This window comes from Humitalea rosea, from assembly GCF_003253705.1.
Classification (GTDB): domain Bacteria; phylum Pseudomonadota; class Alphaproteobacteria; order Acetobacterales; family Acetobacteraceae; genus Humitalea; species Humitalea rosea.
The window spans coordinates 19,757-39,028 of sequence record NZ_QKYU01000007.1; the positions used below are offsets into that span (position 1 = coordinate 19,757).

Genomic DNA, 19,272 nt, shown 5'->3' on the forward strand with positions numbered 1-19,272 from the left:
GGCTGGGATGTGCCCAATTGGAGAAACCAGCGTGGCATCGAAGAGCATCAGCGTATCGCTTGAGAACGAAGCGGATCTCAGCGACGAGGACCTGGGCAAGGTCGTCGGCGGCATGGGCGTCGTCATGCACAACGGCCGGGCGAGTGCCGGCGCGGGGCTTATGCACGGCGATCCTGTCAGCATCGATGTTCCCACCCCGCCGGTGGAAACGGCAACGCCCACGCATGGCGCCATGCAGGGGCCGGCCGCCACCGAGACGACGGTGACCGCCACCAGCACCAGCCATGACTCCAACCCGGTCACCACCACCGTGAGCGTGGGCACCTCCACCACGGTCGGCGCCTCGGGTTCGGTGTCCACCGACCACGGCCAGTACACCGCGACCGGCGGGGCGGGCGAGGTCAACACCGCCACCGCGACGGTGGGCGTGAGCGTCGATGCCGGCCATGGTGTGACGGTGGGCGTCAGCAACACCACGACCGCCACATTGACCGAGGGCGCCGGCGGCTCGGTCTCCGTCGGCGTGCATGGCGTCTCGGCGACGGGCGGTGTCGGCGACTACTCCTCGGTCACCAGCACCACCACCACCACGATCTCCTATGGTGATGCCTCGGTAAACACCAACAACACGGTTGGCGCGGAGTCGGGTGTGACCGCCGGCGGCGCCATGCAGGCGAACGACCATGGCATCATGCTCGGCGGCAGCGTCTTCGCCGGCTCCGACCTGACCGCCCAGGTCGGCGCGGGTGCGAGCTATGGCGACACCGGCGTCAGCGGCAGCGCGGGCGTCGCCTCGCCCGGCTCGGTCGGTGCCGGTGCCGGCGTGGGCGCGACAATGGATGGCAGCGTGATCACCCTCGCCGGGACCGGCGACGTCGAGATCGCCATCGGTGGTGTCACACTCACCGGGCAGGTGAACATCGACACCGCGCCGATCGTAAGCGGCGGCGAGGCGGCGCTCCACGCGGCCACGCCGATCGCGACGGACACGGCCAATGAGGCGGCCAATCTGGGAAGCGGGATCGGAAACAGCCTCGGCCACGGCTTCGGGGGCGGCATCAGCCACGGGGCGAACACCATCGACAGCATTGGCCACGGCCTCGCGGGCGCCGGCAACACCCTCATGGGCGCCGGCAACAGCCTTCTTCACGGGGTGCAGAATACAGCGAACACGGTGGCAGACGCCGGCAGGGATGCCGTCAATACGGTCGCCTCCACGGCCTCGAATATCGGCAACCAGGCTGCCTCCACCGCGAGCAGTGTCGGCAACTCGATGAAGAAGGCCTTCCACATCTGATCCGTGGGCAGCCGGGCCGCGGCTTCGCCGGATGACGCGGCCCGGCGCCCCGACCAAAGGACAGCGCGCGCTGTCCTTTGGTCGCCAAGGGGATTTTTCTGCCTCTCGCCGTCGCGCGGGGCCATCGCTGTGCTGTTCCGCGTCGCTTAGGTGAATCCGACCATGACCGCCGTATGAGTGCCCCGGGAACGACCGAGACCCCGCTGTTCCGCGCGGCGGCGCTGGAGAAGCTTGCCTCGCCCGAGCGGCTGGACCTCGCCGCCGCGGTGGTGCGCCCGACCGCCTGGCTGCTGCTGGCGACGGCGTTCCTGCTGGTCGGCGTCGCCGTCGTCGGCAGCATCACCATCCGCGTCCCGGTCAAGGTGGCCGGCGAGGGCATCCTGCTGAGCCCGGAGGGCGTGCGGGAGGTGACCACCCTCTCGACCGGCCAGGTCCAGAGCCTGCTGGTGCGGCTGGGTCAGCGCATCGAGGAAGGCCAGGTCGTCGCCCGCATCGGGCAGCCCGACCTGATGCAGGAACTGGCGACGGCGCAGGCCGAATTGCGCGACGCCCAGGACCATCTGGACCGCACCCTGCAATTCCAGGCCAATGTCAGCCGCGCCACCGCTGCCTCGCGCATCGAGCAGCGCCAGAACCTGGACGAGTCGACCGGGCTGACCGAGCAGCGCCTGGCGCTCCTCCGTACCCGCCTGCGCGACCTGGAAGGCTTGGAGGCACGCGGGTTGGCGCTGAAGGCCGCCGTGATGCAGGCGCGCGGCGATGTCTCCTCGGCGATCGAGGAATTGGCCCGCACCCGCTACGCCCGGCGCCAGAGCGCGGTCGAGGAGACCAATGCCCAGACCGAGCAGGAGCGCGAGCGCCTGACCCTGTCGCTGCGCCACGCCACCGCCGAGCGCCATGTCGCCGAGTTGCAGGCGCGGCTTGAGCGGTCCCAGGTGGTCGTCTCCCCCTTCGCCGGCGTCGTCGCCGAGCTGAAGGTCAATGCCGGCGAGACGGTGGAACGCGGCGTCGCGCTGATGACCTTGCTGCCGGGCGGGGCTGCCGACACCGGCGGCGGCCGCGGCGCCTTCGTCCCGGTGGTCGCGACGCTCTACATCTCCGCCGCCGACGGCAAGCGGGTGCAGCAGGGGATGGAGGTGCAGATCGTGCCCTCCACCGTGCGGCGCGAGGAATACGGCTTCATCGTCGGGCGCGTCACCTCGGTCGCCGAGGTGCAGGCGACGCCGGAGGGGATGCAGCGGTCGCTGAAGAACCGGCAGCTCGCCCAGACCCTTTCCGCCGCCGGCGCCCCCTTCGAACTGCGGGCCGAGCTGCTGACCGATCCGGCGACGCCGAGCGGGTATCGCTGGTCCTCCTCGCAGGGGCCGGATACCGCGATCACCACGGGCACGCTCGCCCATGCCGAGGTGGTGACGCGGCGCGAGCCGCTGTTGCAACTGCTGATCCCCGCGCTGCGCATGTTCTTCTCGGAGCCGCCCGGGCGATGAGCGCGCTGCCGCGACGCGGCCGCCGCGTCCGGGTGCCCACGGTGTTGCAGCAGGAGGCGGTGGAATGCGGCGCCGCCTGCCTCGCGATGGTGCTGGCCTATTTCAACCTGTGGATGCCGCTGGAGCGGCTGCGCGAGCTGTGCGGCGTGAACCGCGACGGCACCAAGGCGACCAATATCGTCAAGGCGGCGCGCGGCCTCGGCCTCGTGTCCAAGGGGCTGCGCAAGGAGGTCGACGCGCTGCCCGCGCTGCCGCTGCCGCAGATCGTGTTCTGGAACTTCAACCATTTCGTCGTCATCGAAGGCTATGCGCTGACGCCCGATGGCGGCCACGTCTGGATCAACGACCCCACCAGCGGTCCCCGCAAGATCACCCGCGACGAATTCAGCTCCGGCTTCACCGGCGTGGTCCTGGCCTTCCAGAAGGGACCGGATTTCGTGCCCGCCGGGCGCCGCACCAGCATCGCCAGCATCGTGCGCGCCCGGCTTGGCGGCTTCACGGGCGTGCTGGGGGCCGCGGCCCTCGCGGGCTTCGTGCTGCTGGTGCCCGGCATCGTCAGCGCCGGCTTCATCGGCCTGTTCATCGACCGCGTGCTGGTCCGCCACAGCGCGTCCTGGCTGCCGGTGCTGGTGGCCGCGATGATCGGCATGGCCGTCGTGCGCGGCGGCATCTACTACCTGCAACAGCGCACCCTGGCCCGTGGGCAGGTCGCCCTGGCGGCACAGACCTCGGCACGGCTGATGTGGCAGGTGCTCAACCTGCCGCTCGGCTTCTTCGCGCAGCGGTTTCCCGGCGACATCGCCAACCGCTTCAACCTCGTGGATCGCTTCGGCGGCACGGTGTTCAGCGGCCTCGCCCCTTCGACGATCAGCATGATCTCGATCCTCGGCTATGGCGCGGCGCTGTATTTCCTCGATCCGGTGCTGGGCGGTGTCGCCACGCTGAGCGCGCTGCTGGCGCTTGGCATGCTCACCGCCTCGGTGCGCGGGCTGGCCGATGCCGGGCGGCGGATGATCTCCCAGGATGCGGCGCTGCAAGGCGCCACCATCCAGGGTCTGGCGATGATCGAGGATTTCCGCGTCTCGGGCACCGAGGGCATGTTCCTCAGCCGGTGGAGCGGATACCAGGCGCAGGTGCTGGAGGCCGAGCATCGCTCCACCCTGCGCAGCAACGCGCTGGCCGAAACCTCCTCGCTGATCACGGCGATCGGCACGGTGGCGGTGCTGATCGTGGGCGGCATGCGGGTGATCGATGGCGCGCTCTCGATCGGCTCGCTGGTCGCCTTCCAGATGCTGGTCTCCGGCTTCTTCGGGCCGGTGCTCGGGCTGGTTTCCGTCGGCGGGCAGTTGCAGCAGCTACGCGGCATCGGCGAGCGGCTGGATGACGTCACGCGGTATGTCGATAGCCAGCCGGATGTGGAGCCGCCCCCACCGATGCCCGCGCCCCCCGGGCGGGATCTGTCGATCGAGGCGCTGGACTTCCGCTTCGGCCCGACCGATCCGCCCTTCATCTCCGGGCTGTCGCTGGAGATCAAATCGGGGCAGCGGATCGCGCTGGTCGGGGCCTCCGGCTCCGGCAAATCCACCTTCGGGCGGATGCTGGTCGGGCTGGCGAGCCCGACGGGCGGGCGCATCCTGCTCGGCGGCGTGCCGCTCGCCTCCTGGCCGCAGGAGGAACTGCGCAGCACCATCGCCTATGTCGATCAGAACGTCGGCCTGTTCAGCGGAACCATCCGCGACAACCTGACCCTGTGGGACGACACCATCCCGGAGGAGCGCGTCTTCCAGAGCGCCCGGCTCGGCGGCGCGCATGACTTCATCACCCGCCGCGCCGGCGGCTATACGGCGCGGCTCACCCCCGGCGGCAGCAACTTCAGCGGTGGCGAGCGCCAGCGCCTGGCGATCGCCCGCGCCCTTGCGATCGAACCCGCGGTGCTGGTGCTGGATGAGGCGACCAGCGCGCTCGATGCCGTGGTCGAGCAGCAGATCATGGATGACATCCGCCGCCTCGGCTGCACCTGCATCATCGTCGCGCACCGGCTCAGCACCATCCGCGACTGCGACCGCATCCTGGTGATGGAGCACGGCCGCATCGTCGAGGCCGGCACGCATACCGAATTGGTGGCCCTCGGCGGGCTGTATCGCGGTCTGGTCGAGCACTGATGATGGATGGCACCCAGCTTCCGCCGCCCGGCCCCTCGCAGGTGATGCTGCCGCCGGGGCATGTCCTGTCGCTCGATGCCGGGCCCCGGGCCTGGAAGGTCGAGGCGGGGCGGATGGAGGTCTACGCCGTGTGCGGCGGGATGCGCCGCTTCCTCGGCGAATGCGCGGTCGGCACCTGGATCTTCGCCAGCGACCGCACGCCGGGTCGGATGATCGCGATGTCGCCCGAGGGCGCGCGGCTTCGCGCGGTGGAGATGGAGGGCATCGACCCGACCGATGCCATCGGCATCGGTGCCATGGAGCAGTGGATCCATCAGCTGTCCGACGGCCTCACGAAACATGCCCCGGTGCGCCCGGCGATCACCCCGCTGCTGCCCGGCGACGCGCCGCGGCTTGCCGCCGGGGAAGCGGTCGCGGCGGTGCGCGGCGTGGTCTGGCTGGCATCGCCCGATGCCGCCGGGGCGCGCTTCATGGGCGCGGCGCCGCAGCCCGCGCCGCTGCTGCTGCCATTGACGCCGGCAAGCTGGCTGGTCTTCGAGGCCCCCTGCGCGCCCGAGGCGCTGGATACCGCCGCCTGCCTGGCGCGGCACGATCCGGCCGGGCTGTTCGGCGGGCTGGCCGATGCGATCGCGGCCAGCCTGATCGCCTGGCAGGAGGAAGCCGCCGCGCGCCGCCTGCTGCGGCTGGAGGCGCTGCGCACCACCACGGGGGAGCGGCTGGATGCGGCGCGCGGCCGCTTCGCCGCGGTGCTGCAACCTGGGGCCGGTCCCGTCTCCACATCGGGCGATGAGGTCGCCCATGTGCTCCAGTTGATCGTCCCGCTGGGGGAGGGGCCACCGCCCAAGACCGACAAGGGCGCCACCCTGCGGGAGGCCGCGGAGCTGCGCGGCCTGCTGATCCGGGAGGTGACGCTGAACGGCGACTGGTCGCGGCGCGACCTCGGGCCCCTGATCGCCCGGCGCAGCGCGGATGGGCGGCTCGCGGCCCTGCTGCCCGACTGGCGCGGCCGCTACCGCGTGCATGTGCTCGGCGAGCCGATTGTCCGGCTGAGCGCGCGTCTGGCGGAAGGCTTCGACCGGGAGGCGACGATCGTCGCGGCGCCGATGCCGAACCGCGCGGTGCGGGCGCGCGAGTTGATCGGCCTCTGCTTCGCGGCGGCGCGGCTGGATTTCCTGACGCTCGCCTTGGCGACGCTTGCCACCTCGCTGCTGGGGCTGGCGCTGCCGCTGGCGACGCAGCAGGTCGTGGACGTCTTCATCCCCGACCGCTTGCTGGCGCCGCTGGCCGGCTTCGGCGTGGCGCTGCTGGTGCTGACCCTGTGCACCACCTTTCTGCGGGTCACCACCGATGTGGCGCGGGCGAGGCTCGACACCCGCATCTCCGCCGCCATCCAGACCGGGGTGATGGACCGGATGCTGCGGATGCCGGCGACCTTGCTGCGCAGCACGACCTCGGTCGATCTGGCGCGCCAGGTGCTCTCGGTCGATCAGGTCCGGCGCTCGCTGTTGCAAACCGCGCTGGGCACCGGGCTTTCGGGCGTGTTCGGCCTGTCCGGGCTTGTGGTTCTCGCCTTCTACAGCCCGCTCGCGGCGGCGATCGCCTTCGGGCTGTTCGTGGCGCTGATCGTGCTCTCGGTCATCACCGGCATCCGCCAGCATCGCGGCCTGATGCGCGGCGAGGCGATGGAGAGCGACGTCACCTCCTTCACGCTGCAGGTGGTGCAGAATGTCGCGACCCTGCGCTGCTTCGGCGCCGAGCGCCGGGCCTGGGCGATGTGGGCCAATGATGCCGCCCGCACCCGCAGCCGCGGCCTGGTCTCGCGCAGCGCCTATGTGACCTTCGATGCCTGCGTGACCAGCTACGATCTGGTGGCGCTCGCGCTGATCTTCGCGGTGCTCGGCAATCTGGGCGGGGAGACGCTTTCGACCGGCGCCTACATCGCCTTCGTCGTCACCTACCAGGGCTTCCTGATGGCGAGCGAGGCGCTGGCGCGGGCCGTGGTGCAGACCGCGGCGCAGCTCCCCGCGATCAAGCGCGCGCAGAAGGTGCTGGCGACGGCGCCGGAAAACCCGCCGATGCGCAAGGCGCCGGGGGTGATCTCGGGCCTCGTCGAGATCAGCAACGTCACCTTCTCCTACAGCCCGGAGCAGCGGGTGTTGAACGGCGTCACGCTGCGGATCGAGGCGGGGCAGTCCGTCGCCTTCGTCGGGCCGAGCGGCTGCGGCAAATCCACCCTGCTGAACATCGTGCTCGGGCTCGATAACCCGTCCGGCGGCATGGTGCTCTACGACCGGCAGGATCTGGCCAAGCTCGACCGCCGGCTGCTGCGGCGCCAGATCGGCGTGGTGCGGCAGAACGGCCGCCTGCTGTCGGGCACCATCTTCGACAATATCGTCGGGCTGCATCGCGGCACGATGGAGGAAGCCTGGACGGCCGCGGAGCAGGCGGCGGTGGCCGACGACATCCGCGCCCTGCCCATGGGCATGCACACCATGCTGAACGAAGGCACCTCGACCTTCTCCGGCGGCCAGGTGCAGCGCATGCTGATCGCCCGCGCCCTGGCGGGAAAGCCCAAGCTGCTGGTGCTGGATGAGGCCACCAGCGCGCTGGACAATGTGACCCAGGCGGCGGTGACGCGCAGCCTCGACCGGCTCGGCATCACCCGCATCATCGTCGCGCACCGGCTCAGCACGCTGCTGCATGCCGATACGATCTATTTTCTCGACCAAGGCCAGATCGCCGAAGCCGGCAGCGCCGATCAACTGGTCGCCGCCGGCGGGCGCTTCGCCGAATTCATGCGTCGCCAGGCGCTCTAACGAGGATTCCCATGCGCAAGGTTCTCTACATCCTCGGCCAGCTTACCGATGGCGACGTCGATCTCATGGCCAACCTCGGCCGGCGGCATGAGGCCGCCGCGGGTGAGACGCTGATCCACATGGGCAAGCCGGTCACCAGCCTGTTCATCCTGCTGCAGGGTGCGGCCAGCGTGACCATCGCCGGTGGGCGGGAAGTCGCCAGGATCGGCGCCGGCGAGGTCCTGGGCGAAATGTCGATGATCGACCGCCGGCCGCCCTCCGCGACGGTGACGGTGGTCGAGCCCAGCGTGCTGCTGGCGATTGACCGCACCGCGCTGGACGCCGAGCTTGCCCGCAACATGGGCTTCGCCGCCCGCTTCTATCGCGCATTGGCGGTGTTCCTGTCGGATCGCGTGCGCAACACCAATGCCCAGCTCGGCTTCGGCACGCCGGCCAAGGGCGCCGACCTTGACGATGAGGAGGAGCTTGACGAGTCGGTGCTCGACAATGTCCACCTTGCTGGTATCCGCTTCGAGGCCATCATCCGCCGCCTGTCCAAGCAGGCCTGATCCCGCCCGACCGCCACAGATTGCGCCGCTGGAGTTCACGATCGCCATGTCGACCGCAGCATCCGTCTCCTCGCTGCCCCCCGGCACGACCGATCTCGCGCCCGCTCGCCTGTCTCGCTCGCTGAAGCTCGGCACGCGCATCTACGGCCTCTCGGCGGGGCTGATCCTGATCGTCGCGGTGATCGCCGCCATCGGCTATGTCGGGCTGGAGCGCCAGGGCAATGCCTTGCTCGATTACATCCGCGTCTCCCAGGCGACCGAGGGCACCCTGCGCTTCGGCTGGGAATTCACCCGCGTCCGCCGCCACATGGCGAATTTCGTGTCCGACGGCAGCCCCGTCGAGGCGCGCTTCATCCCCGAGCACAACCAGATCGCGGGTGAGCAGATCGCCCAGGTCGCCAGCCGCATCGGCAACCAGGAGCGCAAGGTCCTGGTCGATGAGATCGGGGCCGAATTCCGCAAATTCGTCCGCGCGAGCGATGAGGTGATCGCGCTGCGCAACGGGCTCACCCAGGCGCAGGCCGCCTTCAGTGAGGCCGATACCGATATCGCGACACCGCAGCCGGGCGATTCCGATGCGGCGGCGCGGCTGCGCGCGGCGCTGGCGATCGTGCAGTCCCAGGCCTCCCTGATGGGCTCCACGATCAGCGTGGCGGTGCATCAGGGATACATGCGCGCTGCGCCGGCGGCGACCGCGGCGCTGGCGGCGCTGCCGCCCGGTGACGCGCCACGGCTGCAGGCGACGGCGCCGGCGTTCCTCGAACGCGCGGCACGGCTCGCGACGGCGCATGAGAGGCTGCGGCAGGGGGTGGAGACCGGCTTCAACGAGATGGCCAACCGCCTCGACGCGCTGCTGCTGACGCTCATCGAACGCCAGCAGGCCTTTGCCGACCAGGTGGCGGCACAGGCGGCCGATGCCTCCGATGCGATCCAGCGCTGGATGCTGATCGTCGCTGCCGCCAGCAGCCTGCTCGGCATCCTGCTCTGCATCTTCGTGGTGCGCGGGATCATCCCGCCGCTGCGCGCGATGACGCGTGCGATGGTGCGGCTTTCCGCCGGCGATGCGAGCATCACCGTCAATGGCAGCGACCGTGGCGATGAGATCGGCGACATGGCGCGCGCCCTGGATGTGTTCCGCCGCAACGCCGACAAGATCGTGGCGATGATGAGCGCCGAGGCGGTCACGCTGGAAATCGGCGAGACCATCACCGCCGCCGCGCGGCACGACCTGACGGTACGGGTGGATCTGGCCAACAAATCGGGTTTTCTGCGCGATATCGGCGTCGCCATCAACGCGCTGTTGCAGGGCAGCAGCGACACGCTGCGCGACATCGGCCAGAGCACGCGCCAGGTCGCCTCCGCCGTCGCCGAGGCCAATGTCGCGATCGGCCAGGTCTCGGGCGGCGCGCGGTCGCAGAACACCGCCATCGGCCAGGTGACCCAGGCCCTGGCGGAATCGGCCAAGGCGATCCGCATGGTCTCGACCAGCGCCAATGCGGCGAGCGAGAAGGGTGTGATGGCCGCGCATATGGTCGAGCGCGGACAGGTCTCGGCCGAACAGCTCGCCCGCACCGTCGAGACCATCGCCCAGAACAGCCGCAAGATCAGCCAGATCACCCAGGTGATCGCCGGCATCGCCAACCGCACCCACATCCTGTCGCTGAATGCCGCGATCGAGGCGGCGCGCGCCGGCGAGCACGGCAAGGGCTTCGTCGTGGTGGCGCAGGAGGTCGGCAAGCTGGCCGAAAGTGCCGCGCAGAACGCGCAGCAGATCACCGACATCGTCGAACAGGCGACGGCGGATGCGGCACTCGGCCGCACCGCCTCGCTGGCGGTGAAGGAGACGATGGATTCCATCGCCGGCGATGTCTCCCAGACCAGCCAGATGATCCGCTCCATCGCCGTGGCGATGGAGGAACAGCAGGCGACGGTGACGCAGATCGAGGCCAATGTGGTCGATCTGCGCGGCATCGCCTCGGGCAATGCCGTGGCGGCGGAGGAGATCACGGCGACGATGATCCAGCTCTCGCTGCTGGCGGATGAGCAGCGCCAGAGGCTCGAAACCTTCAAGACGTCCTGAACTTCTTGCCCGCCGATCATCTGAGTGAGGCTCTGGCGCGGCTGACCGCGCTGGTCGAGCAGCGCTGCGGTCTGGGCCGCGAGATCCAGCGGGCGCGGCTGCTCGCCTTCCTCGGCACCGCGCCGGCCATCGAGCAGGCGATGCTGGCCGACCGCCTGACCCATGCCGATGCCGAGACGCCGGGCTGGACCTCGCTGGTGGAATCCCTGCTGGTCCACGAGACCTATTTCTACCGCCATCCCGATCAGCTTGCCGTCTTCGCGCGGGAGATCCTGCCGGAGATCACCCGCACCCATGGCGCGGCACCGCTGCAGATCTGGTGCGCCGGCTGCGCGACGGGGGAGGAGGCCTATACCCTCGCCTTCCTGCTGCGCGACGCGGGCTGCGCCGCCCGGGTCCTGGCGACCGACCTCAGCCCGGAGTCCATCGCCGTGGCGCGGGCCGCGCGCTATCGTCGCAGCCTGGGTCTGGGGAGTTTCCGCGAAATGCCGCCGGCCGCATGGCGCCACTTCGAGCCCGTGGCGGGCGAAGGCGATGCCTTCTCGGTCGCGCCGGGCATCCGTGGCACGGTGGAATTCGCGGTCCATAATCTGATGCGGCCGCATCCGCCCGGCTTCGCCGCGGATGTGATCTCCTGCCGCAACACGTTGCTCTATTTCGGCGAATCCGGCTGCCGCCAGGCCGAGGCGACCCTGGTCGCCGCCGCGCGCCCCGGCACCATCCTGCTGCTGGGCCCGGCGGAGCGGTTGCGGCATACCGATGTCTTCGTGCCGATGACCCGCTCCAACCCGCAGATCCTGCATTGGCCGCGCGCCGGGGGCGGCTGATGGCGCTGCATGTCGCTTTGCTGGTCGAGACCGAATTCCTGCGGCTGGTGCTGCGGCAATTGCTGCGGCGGAGCATCGGCGCCGAGGTGGTGGCCGAGGCCGCGACCCCGGCGCAGGCGCTGGCCTTTCCCCCGATCGGTGCCCTGGTCGCCGATGTCGAGGCCTGCCTCGCCGACCCCTCCGGCTTCACCGCGCTCTGCCAGAAGCATCCCGGCCGGATCGTGCTGATCGGGCAGGGGGAAATGGTGGCGGCACCGGGGCTGAATATTCCCGCCTCGGTGATCCGCGTGCCGATGGGCGGCAAGGGCGGCGCGCAGGATCTCGCGGTGCTGACGGCGGGTCTGGCCGAGGCGCTGCGGCCCTTGCTGGCCAGCGCCACCACGCCGAAGGCTGACCCCGCGCCGCCCGCCGTGGCGCCCTCCGCGCCGCGGGGCGGGCGGGTGCTGCGCCCGGCGCTCATCCTCGTCGCGGCCTCGACCGGCGGGCCGGAGGCGTTGCAGGAGATGCTGGCGGCGCTGCGGCCGCCCCCCTGTCCGCTCGTGATCGCGCTGCATATTCCCGCCGAGCATTGCGCCGGTCTGGTCCGGCATCTGGCCGGGGCGACGGGCCATGCCGTGACCCTGGGCACCGCCGGGCGACTGCCGGCGGCGGGGGTGGTCCTGCTCCAGGGCGGGATGGACCATCAGGTGGTGATGCGCGGCGATGGGCTGTGGCTGCGGGAGGCAGCGGCGGCGAACTCCGTGTTCCACCCGAATGGCGATGTGCTGTTGGGCAGCGGCGCGGCACTGGACTGCGCGGTGGTGGGGGTCATCCTCACCGGCATGGGCAGCGACGGCCGCGCCGGCGCCCTGGCGCTGGCGGCGCGGGGCCGCCCCGTGCTGGCGCAGACCCCGGCGAGTTGCGCCGTCGCCGGCATGCCCGCCGCCAGCATCGCCGCCGGCGCGGTGCGGGAAGTCGCCTCGCCCAGCGGCATCGCCGCGCGGCTGAACGACTGGTTCGCGCTGCCGGCGCTGCGGTAGGCGGCTACTTCTCCAGGTTGGTCCAGACGCCGGCCCAATCGGCCGGGGGCGATGCGTTCAGCGTCTGGCACCGGGCGGAGATCATCCGCGCCGCCGCATCCTCGGGGTTCTGGGCCAGGGCTTCGGCGAAATGCCCGGTCGCCTCGCTCCAGCGCCCCGCCGCATATTCCGCGAAGCCGCTGGCATAGGCCGCGAGCCAGGCCGGGTCCGCGACGCGGCCGGGGCGCAGCACCTCGTGCAATTCGACGGGCGCGCTCTGCCCCTTCACCCGCACGCGGTCGAGCAGGCGGGTCGCGACCGGCGTCTCCAGCGCGCGCAGCGTGGCGCCGCAGATCATCAGTTCCGCGCCGTAATTCTTGGTCAGCGATTCGATCCGCGCGGCGAGGTTCACCGCATCCCCGATCACCGTGTAGTTCATCCGCGAGGGCGAGCCGATATTGCCCGCGACGACCTCGCCGGTGCCGATGCCGATGCCGATGCGGATCGGCGCCATGCCGCGACCTTGCCGATCCTCATTGAGGACATCGAGCGCGCCCAGCATCCCGAGCCCGCCCCGCACCGCGCGATCCGCGTCGCCACCGAGGCGCACCGGCACGCCGAACAGCGCCATGATCGCGTCCCCGATGTACTTGTCGATCACCCCGCCCTCGGCGCGGATCACATCCTCCATGAAGGAGAAATACTCGTTCAGCAGTTGGACGATGCCATCGGCGCCGAGGGCTTCGGACAGGTTGGTGAAGCTGCGGACATCGGCGAAGAGGATCGAGGCCCGGGCCAGGCTGCCGCCGAGGCTGGGCAGCCCATCCTCCAGCAGCTTGGTCGCGACATCGGCGGAGAGCGTGTTGGTCAGCAGGCGCTTGATGTCCCGCTCGCGCGTCATGTCATCCAGCAGCACCAGCAGGCCGCGGCCGCCATCGGGCTGGGGCATCGGCAGCGCGGTCAGCCGCAGCGGCTGCCAGCCGCCATCGGGCAGGGAATATTCGGTCGAGCCGATGACCAGCGGCGCGCCGCTGGCGAGCACATCGCGCAGTTGGACGCCGAGATCCTCGTTGTAGTCGTCGAACAACGTCTCCAGCGTCATCCCAACAGGCGCCGCCTCCTGCCCCAGCAGGCGCAGCGCGGCGGCATTGGCGCTGATCAGCCGGCGCGTGGCGTCGAAGCCGAGCACCCCCGTCGCCAGTGCTGCCATCACCGCATCATGGAAGGGGGCGGCGGCCGGCGGGGGGGCCAGCACCGGCGCCTCGGCCGGCGCTTCCGTCGCCGCCGCCAAGGCCCGTGGCGGCGCCATGCCCAGCACGCTGCGCACCGTGCTCAGGATGCGCGCGCCCTCGCGTTCCTGCACGTCGAGGCTGACGGAGCCGGAGGGCTTCATCAGCACGGCCGCGGCACCCAGGCGCAGCGCCTCGGCGGTCTCGGCGGTGCCCTCGCCGCCGAGCGAGGACAGGATCACGACCTTGCAGGCGCTGCGCAGCCCGAGGCGCCGCAGCGCCTCCAGCCCCGACATCTCCGGCATCTCGATGTCGAGCAGCACGAGGTCGGGCTTGGTCTGGCGCACCATCTGCAGCGCGATGCGCCCGTTCTCGGCGACATCGGCGATCTCCAGATCGGGATCGCTTTCGATGATCTGGCGGATCAGCTTGCGCATGATGAAGCTGTCATCGACCACCAGCACGCGCCGCTTCGTCTCGCTCATGATGCCTGGTCCGCCATAGGGGGAAGTGGGGCGGGCGGCAGCCCACCGAGAACGGCGCTGAGGAACTGCATCCGCTGCGGCACCGTGCCGAGCAGCGGGCCGACATCGTCGCGCAGCTGCAACAGCAGCCCATGCGGCGGGTCCAGCACAACGCCGGCGAACATCATGCGGAAGCTCCGTGGCACGCGCGGCAGGGGCAGGAGCTCCTCCGCATCGCGCTGCTGTAGCCCATCCACGCCATCGACGCCCAGCACCGCGCGCAGGCGCCCGTCGAGCGAATGCCAATGCAGATTGACCCGGCGCTCCTCCGGTGTGGCGGGCGCCAGCCCCAGCAGGCACCGGGCATCGAGGACCGGGACCCAGCCGCGGCGCCGTGCCAGGCTCAGGGGGATGGGCTCCAGCCGCAGCTCGGAGGCCGGCTCGATCGCCGCGATGGTCTCGCCGGGGACCAGGATACGATAGGGGCCGCAGCGCACCCGCAACTGGCCGATCGCCATCAGGCCGGCACGCGGACGGCGCTGCGCAGGCCCGGCAGGGCCGCGCCGCGCGCGAGTTCGGTCAGCCCCTCGGGATCGACGACCAGCACGATGCGGTCGGTGCCCAGCGTCGAAACGCCGCCGATGCCGGGAAGCTGGGCGATGCGCGGATGGGTCTCGCGGATCAGCATCTCGTGCCGGCGCAGGATGCGGCCGACCTCGACGCCGTAGCGTGATTGGGAGGCGGCGACGACGATCAGCGACATGTCCTCCCCGGCCTCCGCGCCATCGGCCTGCGGCAGGCGCAGCAGGTCGGTCAGGCGGAACACCGGCAGGAAGCGGTCATGCAGCAGCAGCGCCCGCTGGCCGTTGACCAGCTGCACCGAGTTGCGCGCGACGGTCACCGCCTCGACCACCATGCGCTCGGGGAAGGCGACGGTCTGCACGCCGGTCTCGGCCAGCAGCACGGTCTGCATCGCCGCCGTCAGCGGCATGTCCAGCACGATCGTCGTGCCCTGTGCCGGCACCGTGCGGATGTCGATCTTGCCGCCCAGGCGCGAGATGTTGACCAGCGCCACATCCATGCCCACGCCCCGGCCGGAGGTCGTGGTCAGCTCCTTCGCCGTGGAAAACCCCGGCGCGAAGATGAAGCGGTAGATCTGGTCCTTGGACAGGGTGTGGCTGTCCGCCTCGGTCGTCAGATTCTGCGCCACGGCGACCTGGCGGATGCGCTCGGCATCCAGGCCCCGGCCGTCGTCGGTCACCGTCACCTTGATGCGGCTCGCGTTCTGCGTGGCGCTCAGGCTGACGCGGGCGACCGGGGGCTTGCCGCCGGCGCGGCGGTCCTCGGCCGTCTCCACGCCGTGGTCGATGGCATTGCGCAGGATATGCATCAGGGGATCGCCGAGCAGCTCGGTCATCCCCTTGTCCACCTTGATGTCCTCGGACTGGACCTCGAAGCGGATCTGCTTGCCCTGTTCGCGCGCAAGCTCGCGGACCATGCGCGGAAAGCGGTTGAACAGGATGTCGAGCGGGATGACGCGCAGGCCGAGCGTCGCCTCGTGGATCAGGCTGATGAGGCGATGGGTCTCGGCCTCGATCTGCGCCAGCTCCGCCTGCTGGCGTTGCAGCACGTCGAGCGCCGGCAGCAGCCAGGGCGCGTGCTGCACGATGTGGTCGCTGAGCCGTTGCAGCGTGCGTGGCACTTCGGAATCGAGCACCAGCACGTTCAGCGCGCCGCTGACGTTGAAGAACTCGCCGACGCGGCCGAACAGCCGGTCCAGCAATTCCACCGGCACGCGCACCTGGTTCTCGGCGGCATCGGTGGCGCGGCGGGTGGCGCTGGTCGCGGCGGGCGCCCAGGGGTGGAGCAGGAACTGCCCGTCGAGCCGATGCGCGGCGACGCTGGCCAGCCCCGGCTCGCGGGCCAGCATGGCGGCGCAGATCGCGTCGCCGGTCTGGTCGCTGACGATCAGCAGCGCCACCCCGCCCTGGCTGCCCGGCTGCGCCAGCACCGGCGCATAGGTTTCGGCAAGCCAGCCGAGGAACGCCGTGGGGTCCGGTGGGAGGGAGGCGGTGACGGCGAGCAACTGCACTGTGCCGCCCTCAAGCAGCGAGTCCAGCCGTGCGCGCGCGGCGGGCCCGATCGCGGCCAGGGCCTGCGGATCGACCCCGCGCTGGGCCAGCAGCTCGGCCAGGCCCGCGGCGGGCGCGGAGCGGGCCAGCATCGCCTGCCGCAGCGCCTCGGCGCCCAGCGCCGCCAGATCGGACACACCGTCCCCGGCCGGTTGCTCGGCGAGCAGCCGGGCCAGCCGCCGCCCGGCCTCGGCGACCGGCGTGCCGGCGTGGTCGGCGGCTTGCAGCAGCAGGGCCGCGGCATCGCTGCCCGGCGCCATCGCCTGGGAGAGGCGCAGCAGGCGCCGGGCGGCGGGCTGCGCCCAGTCGCGGTCCAGCGCGCTCGCGGCCTCGGCCAGGGCTGTGCCCAGGGCGGGCGCCAGGGCCTCGGCGAGCAGCTCCGCGCCGGTGGGCTGGCCCACCAGCTCGCCAAAGCGGCGCGCGGCGAGGATCACCTCGGCGAGCCGGTCGAGCAGCGGCGCCGGGCCGGTTTCGGTCAGGCGCGCGAGGCGGTGGTGCAGCCCGTGCAGCGCCAGCCGCTCGGCGCCGGTCATCAGCGCGTCCAGATCATCCAGCGCGGTATCCGCATCCCCGATCCCGGTGACGAGGACCGCGAGGCCCGGCAGGCATTCGGCGAGCAGCTCGGCGTAATAGGCCAGCATCTCGGCATCGGCGTGCAAGGCGGGGCGTTCGGCGGCCGCCGCCGCGGGGCCGGCCGCCGCATCCGCCAGCCGCTGCAAGGTCGCGATCACCGCCGGGGATGCGGCGCGATCCTGGCCCGCCGCGATGCCAAGCTCGCGCAGGCCGCGCAGCTCGTCCAGCGCCCGCAACAGCCCGTCCTGGATCGCCGCGGTGAAGGGCAGGCGCCCGGCGCGGACATCGCCCAGCAGGCTCTCGGCGTGGTGCGACAGCGCCTCCAGCCCATGCAGTTCCAGCAGCCGCGCCAGGCCCTTCACCGAATGGAAGCAGCGGAACAGGGCGCTGATCGCCGGCTTGTCCGGGGCGTCCCATTCGGCGGCGAGCAGGATCGGCTCGATCTCGTCGATATGCTGCTGCGTCTCGATGGCGAATTGTTCGAGCAGTTCCGTCCGGTCGCTCATCGCGCTTGCGCCGCCTCGTCGAGGGCCAGCAGGATCTGCGCGCCGAACCCGCCGCCGAGGTCGAGCGGCAGCCGCCCGGCGGGCTTGTGCAGCACCGCCTCCGCCCCCGCCCGGAACAGCGCCAGCGCCACGGGCGAGCCCGGGGCGGCGGTGGCCGAGAGCACGATGACGGGTGCGGCGCCGATCAAGGTGAGGCCCGCGACAAAGGCGGCCGGATCGCCCTCGATCCCGTCGCTGTCGAGCAGGATGAGCCCGGCATCCTGGGTCGCGCGGGTGGGGCCGAGCGGGTCCGCGTCGGCGAGGGAGGCCGGGGTGGTGTCGAAGCGGCCGCGCAGCGCCTCGCGCAGCAAGGCGCGCAGGACCGGCTCGGCGCTGACGATCGACAGCCGGCAGGGGGCGGCCCCGCTCACAGCGGCGGCAGCAGGCGGTCGAGGGAGAGCACGGACATCAGCCGCCCCTGGAAATGCAGCACATCGGACATCGGCAGCCCCGGCGCATCGAGGGCGGGCATGAACTGGTCTTCCGGCACCGTCTCGATCCGCAGCACCTGGTCCACGATCAGCCCGGCGACGCTGCCCTCGATCCGCGCCAGCACGCAGGGCGGCAAGGGGCCGGCGGCGGGCGGGCGAAGGCCGTCGGTGCGCCGCAGGTCGATCACCGGCACCACCCCATCGCCGATATCGGCCATGCCATCGAAGCCGGTGCCGAGGTCGGGGATGGGGGTGAACTGCACGCTGGCCTGGAGCCGGTGGATGCGGTCGAGCGGGATGGCGAGGGTTTCCGCCCCGGCCCGGACGGTGAGCAGCTGGCGATAGCGCGTCGGCTCCACCTGTGTCGTCTCCGCGGCGGTGACGGCGGCGAGCGGGATCCAATCGGGCAGCGTCGCCTCGATCGGGCGCAGCAGCCCATCCGGGTCGATGACGCCGGCGATGCTGTCGGCCTGGCGCACCAGATAGCTCGCGATGCCGCCGATCGGTTCGGGCAGCGGATGGATCTGGTCATCGGTGAAATGCTCGATGCCGAGGCTGCGGGAGGCGATCAGCGCCACCCGCCCCTGCGGCCGCGCGAAGACCAACCCCAGCCGGCCGCTGCCCTCCTCCGGCTGGTCCAGCAGCCGGGCGAGCGAGAGGCCGAGGATCGGCTCCCCGCGCAGGTCGATCATGCCGGAGATCCAGTCGGGTCCATGCGGCACCGGTTGCAGGCTGGACAGTTCGATCAGCTCCAGCACATCGGGCAGCTTCACCGCATAGGTCTGGTTGCTGACGCCGACGATGAGATAGGGCTCGGCGCCAGGCTTGGCGAAATCGCCGCCCAGCATCGGGGCCGCGGTGTCCGGTGCGAGCAGGACGGCGCCGGCCTCGCTGCTCGTCTCCACCAGCACGCCGCTGGTAAGCTGGTCCATGCTGATGACGGTATGGGTGATCGGCCCATCGCTGAAGCTGCCCTCGGCGAGCCGCTCGCGGTCGATCTGCAGCATCGCGAAGACCTGCTCGACCCGCAGCGCCAGGCTGCCGCCGGCGTCGGAGACGACGACGAGGATCCCGCCCTCCCGCGCCGGCAGGCCCAGCAAGGCGGCGAGGCTGATCTGCGGCACGATCTGCCCCATCGCCTGCACCAGCCCCTCGAAGGGCGGCGGGCTGAAGGGGATGGGGGTGACCTTGTCGCTTTCCACCACACCGATGACGCGATCGAGCGGCAGCGCGAAGCGCCGGTCGCACAGGCCGACGGAGAGGAAGCGGAACGCATCCTGGGCCGTGGTCTCGGAGATGTCGCCGTTCATGCGTGTCGCGAGCGGCGGGGCGCATGCGTACGGGGGCCGGGAAGGACAGTCATCGCGCGGTCATCGCATCCCGAGGGCCGGCTGCCTGCATTCGCCGGTGTGGACACCTTGTATGAACATAAGGCGTGTGGATACCAGGGCGAGAATACCGGGGTTGGGAAAATCGCGGAGGTGATCATCATGCCGAGCCGCTCCGGTGGGGGCCGTCGCGGGGAGGCCATCCTGGCTACGCCTCGGCGAGGCCGACCGGAATCGGCAAACTGCTTGAAAAACTCAATTCCGAAGATGGGTGCTGGACCTCGGTGCCGCGGGCGTGCAGCTTCCGGGTCGAAGCCCGTCCATTTGGACAGCCATGCGATTCGTCCAACCGCGA

The 19,272-nt window shown here is 71.0% G+C and carries 13 protein-coding genes; 8 read left to right on the forward strand and 5 right to left on the reverse strand.

Translation table 11 applies throughout. The features are described from left to right. Positions 1–31 precede the first annotated feature (31 nt). The 8 genes from C8P66_RS07300 (at position 32) to C8P66_RS07335 (ending at position 12,236) form a co-directional block, all read left to right on the forward strand. The gene (locus C8P66_RS07300) at positions 32–1,297 is read left to right on the forward strand and encodes a serine-rich family protein (RefSeq protein WP_111397587.1); all 1,266 of its coding nucleotides are present in this window, start codon (positions 32–34) and stop codon (positions 1,295–1,297) included. A gap of 173 nt (positions 1,298–1,470) precedes the next feature. Then, complete coding sequence (locus C8P66_RS07305; RefSeq protein WP_111397588.1) at positions 1,471–2,784, forward strand: NHLP bacteriocin system secretion protein; 1,314 nt, start codon at positions 1,471–1,473, stop codon at positions 2,782–2,784. Continuing rightward, positions 2,781–4,946 carry a cysteine peptidase family C39 domain-containing protein gene (locus C8P66_RS07310; RefSeq protein ID WP_111397589.1) on the forward strand — a complete coding sequence of 722 codons (2,166 nt, stop codon included), beginning with the start codon at positions 2,781–2,783 and terminating at the stop codon, positions 4,944–4,946. The genes C8P66_RS07305 and C8P66_RS07310 overlap by 4 nt, the downstream gene beginning before the upstream one ends. After that, positions 4,946–7,762, forward strand: a complete 2,817-nt coding sequence (locus tag C8P66_RS07315; RefSeq protein ID WP_111397590.1) for an ATP-binding cassette domain-containing protein — start codon at positions 4,946–4,948, stop codon at positions 7,760–7,762. Before C8P66_RS07310 ends, C8P66_RS07315 begins: the two co-directional genes overlap by 1 nt. 11 nt (positions 7,763–7,773) lie before the next feature. Then, positions 7,774–8,310, forward strand: a complete 537-nt coding sequence (locus C8P66_RS07320; protein WP_111397591.1) for a cyclic nucleotide-binding domain-containing protein — start codon at positions 7,774–7,776, stop codon at positions 8,308–8,310. Positions 8,311–8,356: 46 nt separating this feature from the next. Further along, positions 8,357–10,390, forward strand: a complete 2,034-nt coding sequence (locus C8P66_RS07325; protein WP_158537140.1) for a methyl-accepting chemotaxis protein — start codon at positions 8,357–8,359, stop codon at positions 10,388–10,390. 5 nt (positions 10,391–10,395) lie between these two features. Continuing rightward, complete coding sequence (locus tag C8P66_RS07330; protein ID WP_111397593.1) at positions 10,396–11,217, forward strand: CheR family methyltransferase; 822 nt, start codon at positions 10,396–10,398, stop codon at positions 11,215–11,217. Then, positions 11,193–12,236, forward strand: coding sequence for a chemotaxis protein CheB (locus tag C8P66_RS07335; RefSeq protein ID WP_111397594.1), 1,044 nt, complete (start codon positions 11,193–11,195; stop codon positions 12,234–12,236). Before C8P66_RS07330 ends, C8P66_RS07335 begins: the two co-directional genes overlap by 25 nt. 4 nt (positions 12,237–12,240) lie before the next feature. Here the strand turns inward: C8P66_RS07335 and C8P66_RS07340 are convergent, their stop codons facing one another. Genes C8P66_RS07340 through C8P66_RS07360 form a run of 5 tightly spaced genes read right to left on the reverse strand, consistent with a single transcriptional unit; the run spans position 12,241 to position 18,899 of the window. Continuing rightward, positions 12,241–13,929, reverse strand: a complete 1,689-nt coding sequence (locus tag C8P66_RS07340) for an adenylate/guanylate cyclase domain-containing protein (RefSeq protein ID WP_111397595.1) — start codon at positions 13,927–13,929, stop codon at positions 12,241–12,243. After that, positions 13,926–14,426 (reverse strand): hypothetical protein, encoded by a 501-nt coding sequence (locus C8P66_RS07345; RefSeq protein ID WP_111397596.1) that lies wholly within the window; start codon positions 14,424–14,426, stop codon positions 13,926–13,928. Before C8P66_RS07345 ends, C8P66_RS07340 begins: the two co-directional genes overlap by 4 nt. Then, positions 14,426–17,119: a chemotaxis protein CheA gene (locus tag C8P66_RS07350; RefSeq protein WP_111397597.1), complete on the reverse strand. Its 2,694-nt coding sequence runs from the start codon at positions 17,117–17,119 to the stop codon at positions 14,426–14,428. The genes C8P66_RS07345 and C8P66_RS07350 overlap by 1 nt, the downstream gene beginning before the upstream one ends. Further along, positions 17,116–17,529: a response regulator transcription factor KdpE gene (locus C8P66_RS07355; RefSeq protein ID WP_111397598.1), complete on the reverse strand. Its 414-nt coding sequence runs from the start codon at positions 17,527–17,529 to the stop codon at positions 17,116–17,118. The genes C8P66_RS07350 and C8P66_RS07355 overlap by 4 nt, the downstream gene beginning before the upstream one ends. Further along, complete coding sequence (locus C8P66_RS07360) at positions 17,526–18,899, reverse strand: chemotaxis protein CheW (protein ID WP_111397599.1); 1,374 nt, start codon at positions 18,897–18,899, stop codon at positions 17,526–17,528. Before C8P66_RS07360 ends, C8P66_RS07355 begins: the two co-directional genes overlap by 4 nt. Positions 18,900–19,272 lie beyond the last annotated feature (373 nt).

Bases quoted from the DNA above. Each gene is read 5' to 3' on its own strand.
- C8P66_RS07305 (WP_111397588.1), top strand. From the start codon at position 1,471: ATGAGTGCCCCGGGAACGACCGAGACCCCGCTGTTCCGCGCGGCGGCG.
- C8P66_RS07310 (WP_111397589.1), top strand. From the start codon at position 2,781: ATGAGCGCGCTGCCGCGACGCGGCCGCCGCGTCCGGGTGCCCACGGTG.
- C8P66_RS07315 (WP_111397590.1), top strand. From the start codon at position 4,946: ATGATGGATGGCACCCAGCTTCCGCCGCCCGGCCCCTCGCAGGTGATG.
- C8P66_RS07320 (WP_111397591.1), top strand. From the start codon at position 7,774: ATGCGCAAGGTTCTCTACATCCTCGGCCAGCTTACCGATGGCGACGTC.
- C8P66_RS07325 (WP_158537140.1), top strand. From the start codon at position 8,357: ATGTCGACCGCAGCATCCGTCTCCTCGCTGCCCCCCGGCACGACCGAT.
- C8P66_RS07340 (WP_111397595.1), bottom strand. From the start codon at position 13,929: ATGAGCGAGACGAAGCGGCGCGTGCTGGTGGTCGATGACAGCTTCATC.
- C8P66_RS07345 (WP_111397596.1), bottom strand. From the start codon at position 14,426: ATGGCGATCGGCCAGTTGCGGGTGCGCTGCGGCCCCTATCGTATCCTG.
- C8P66_RS07350 (WP_111397597.1), bottom strand. From the start codon at position 17,119: ATGAGCGACCGGACGGAACTGCTCGAACAATTCGCCATCGAGACGCAG.
- C8P66_RS07360 (WP_111397599.1), bottom strand. From the start codon at position 18,899: ATGAACGGCGACATCTCCGAGACCACGGCCCAGGATGCGTTCCGCTTC.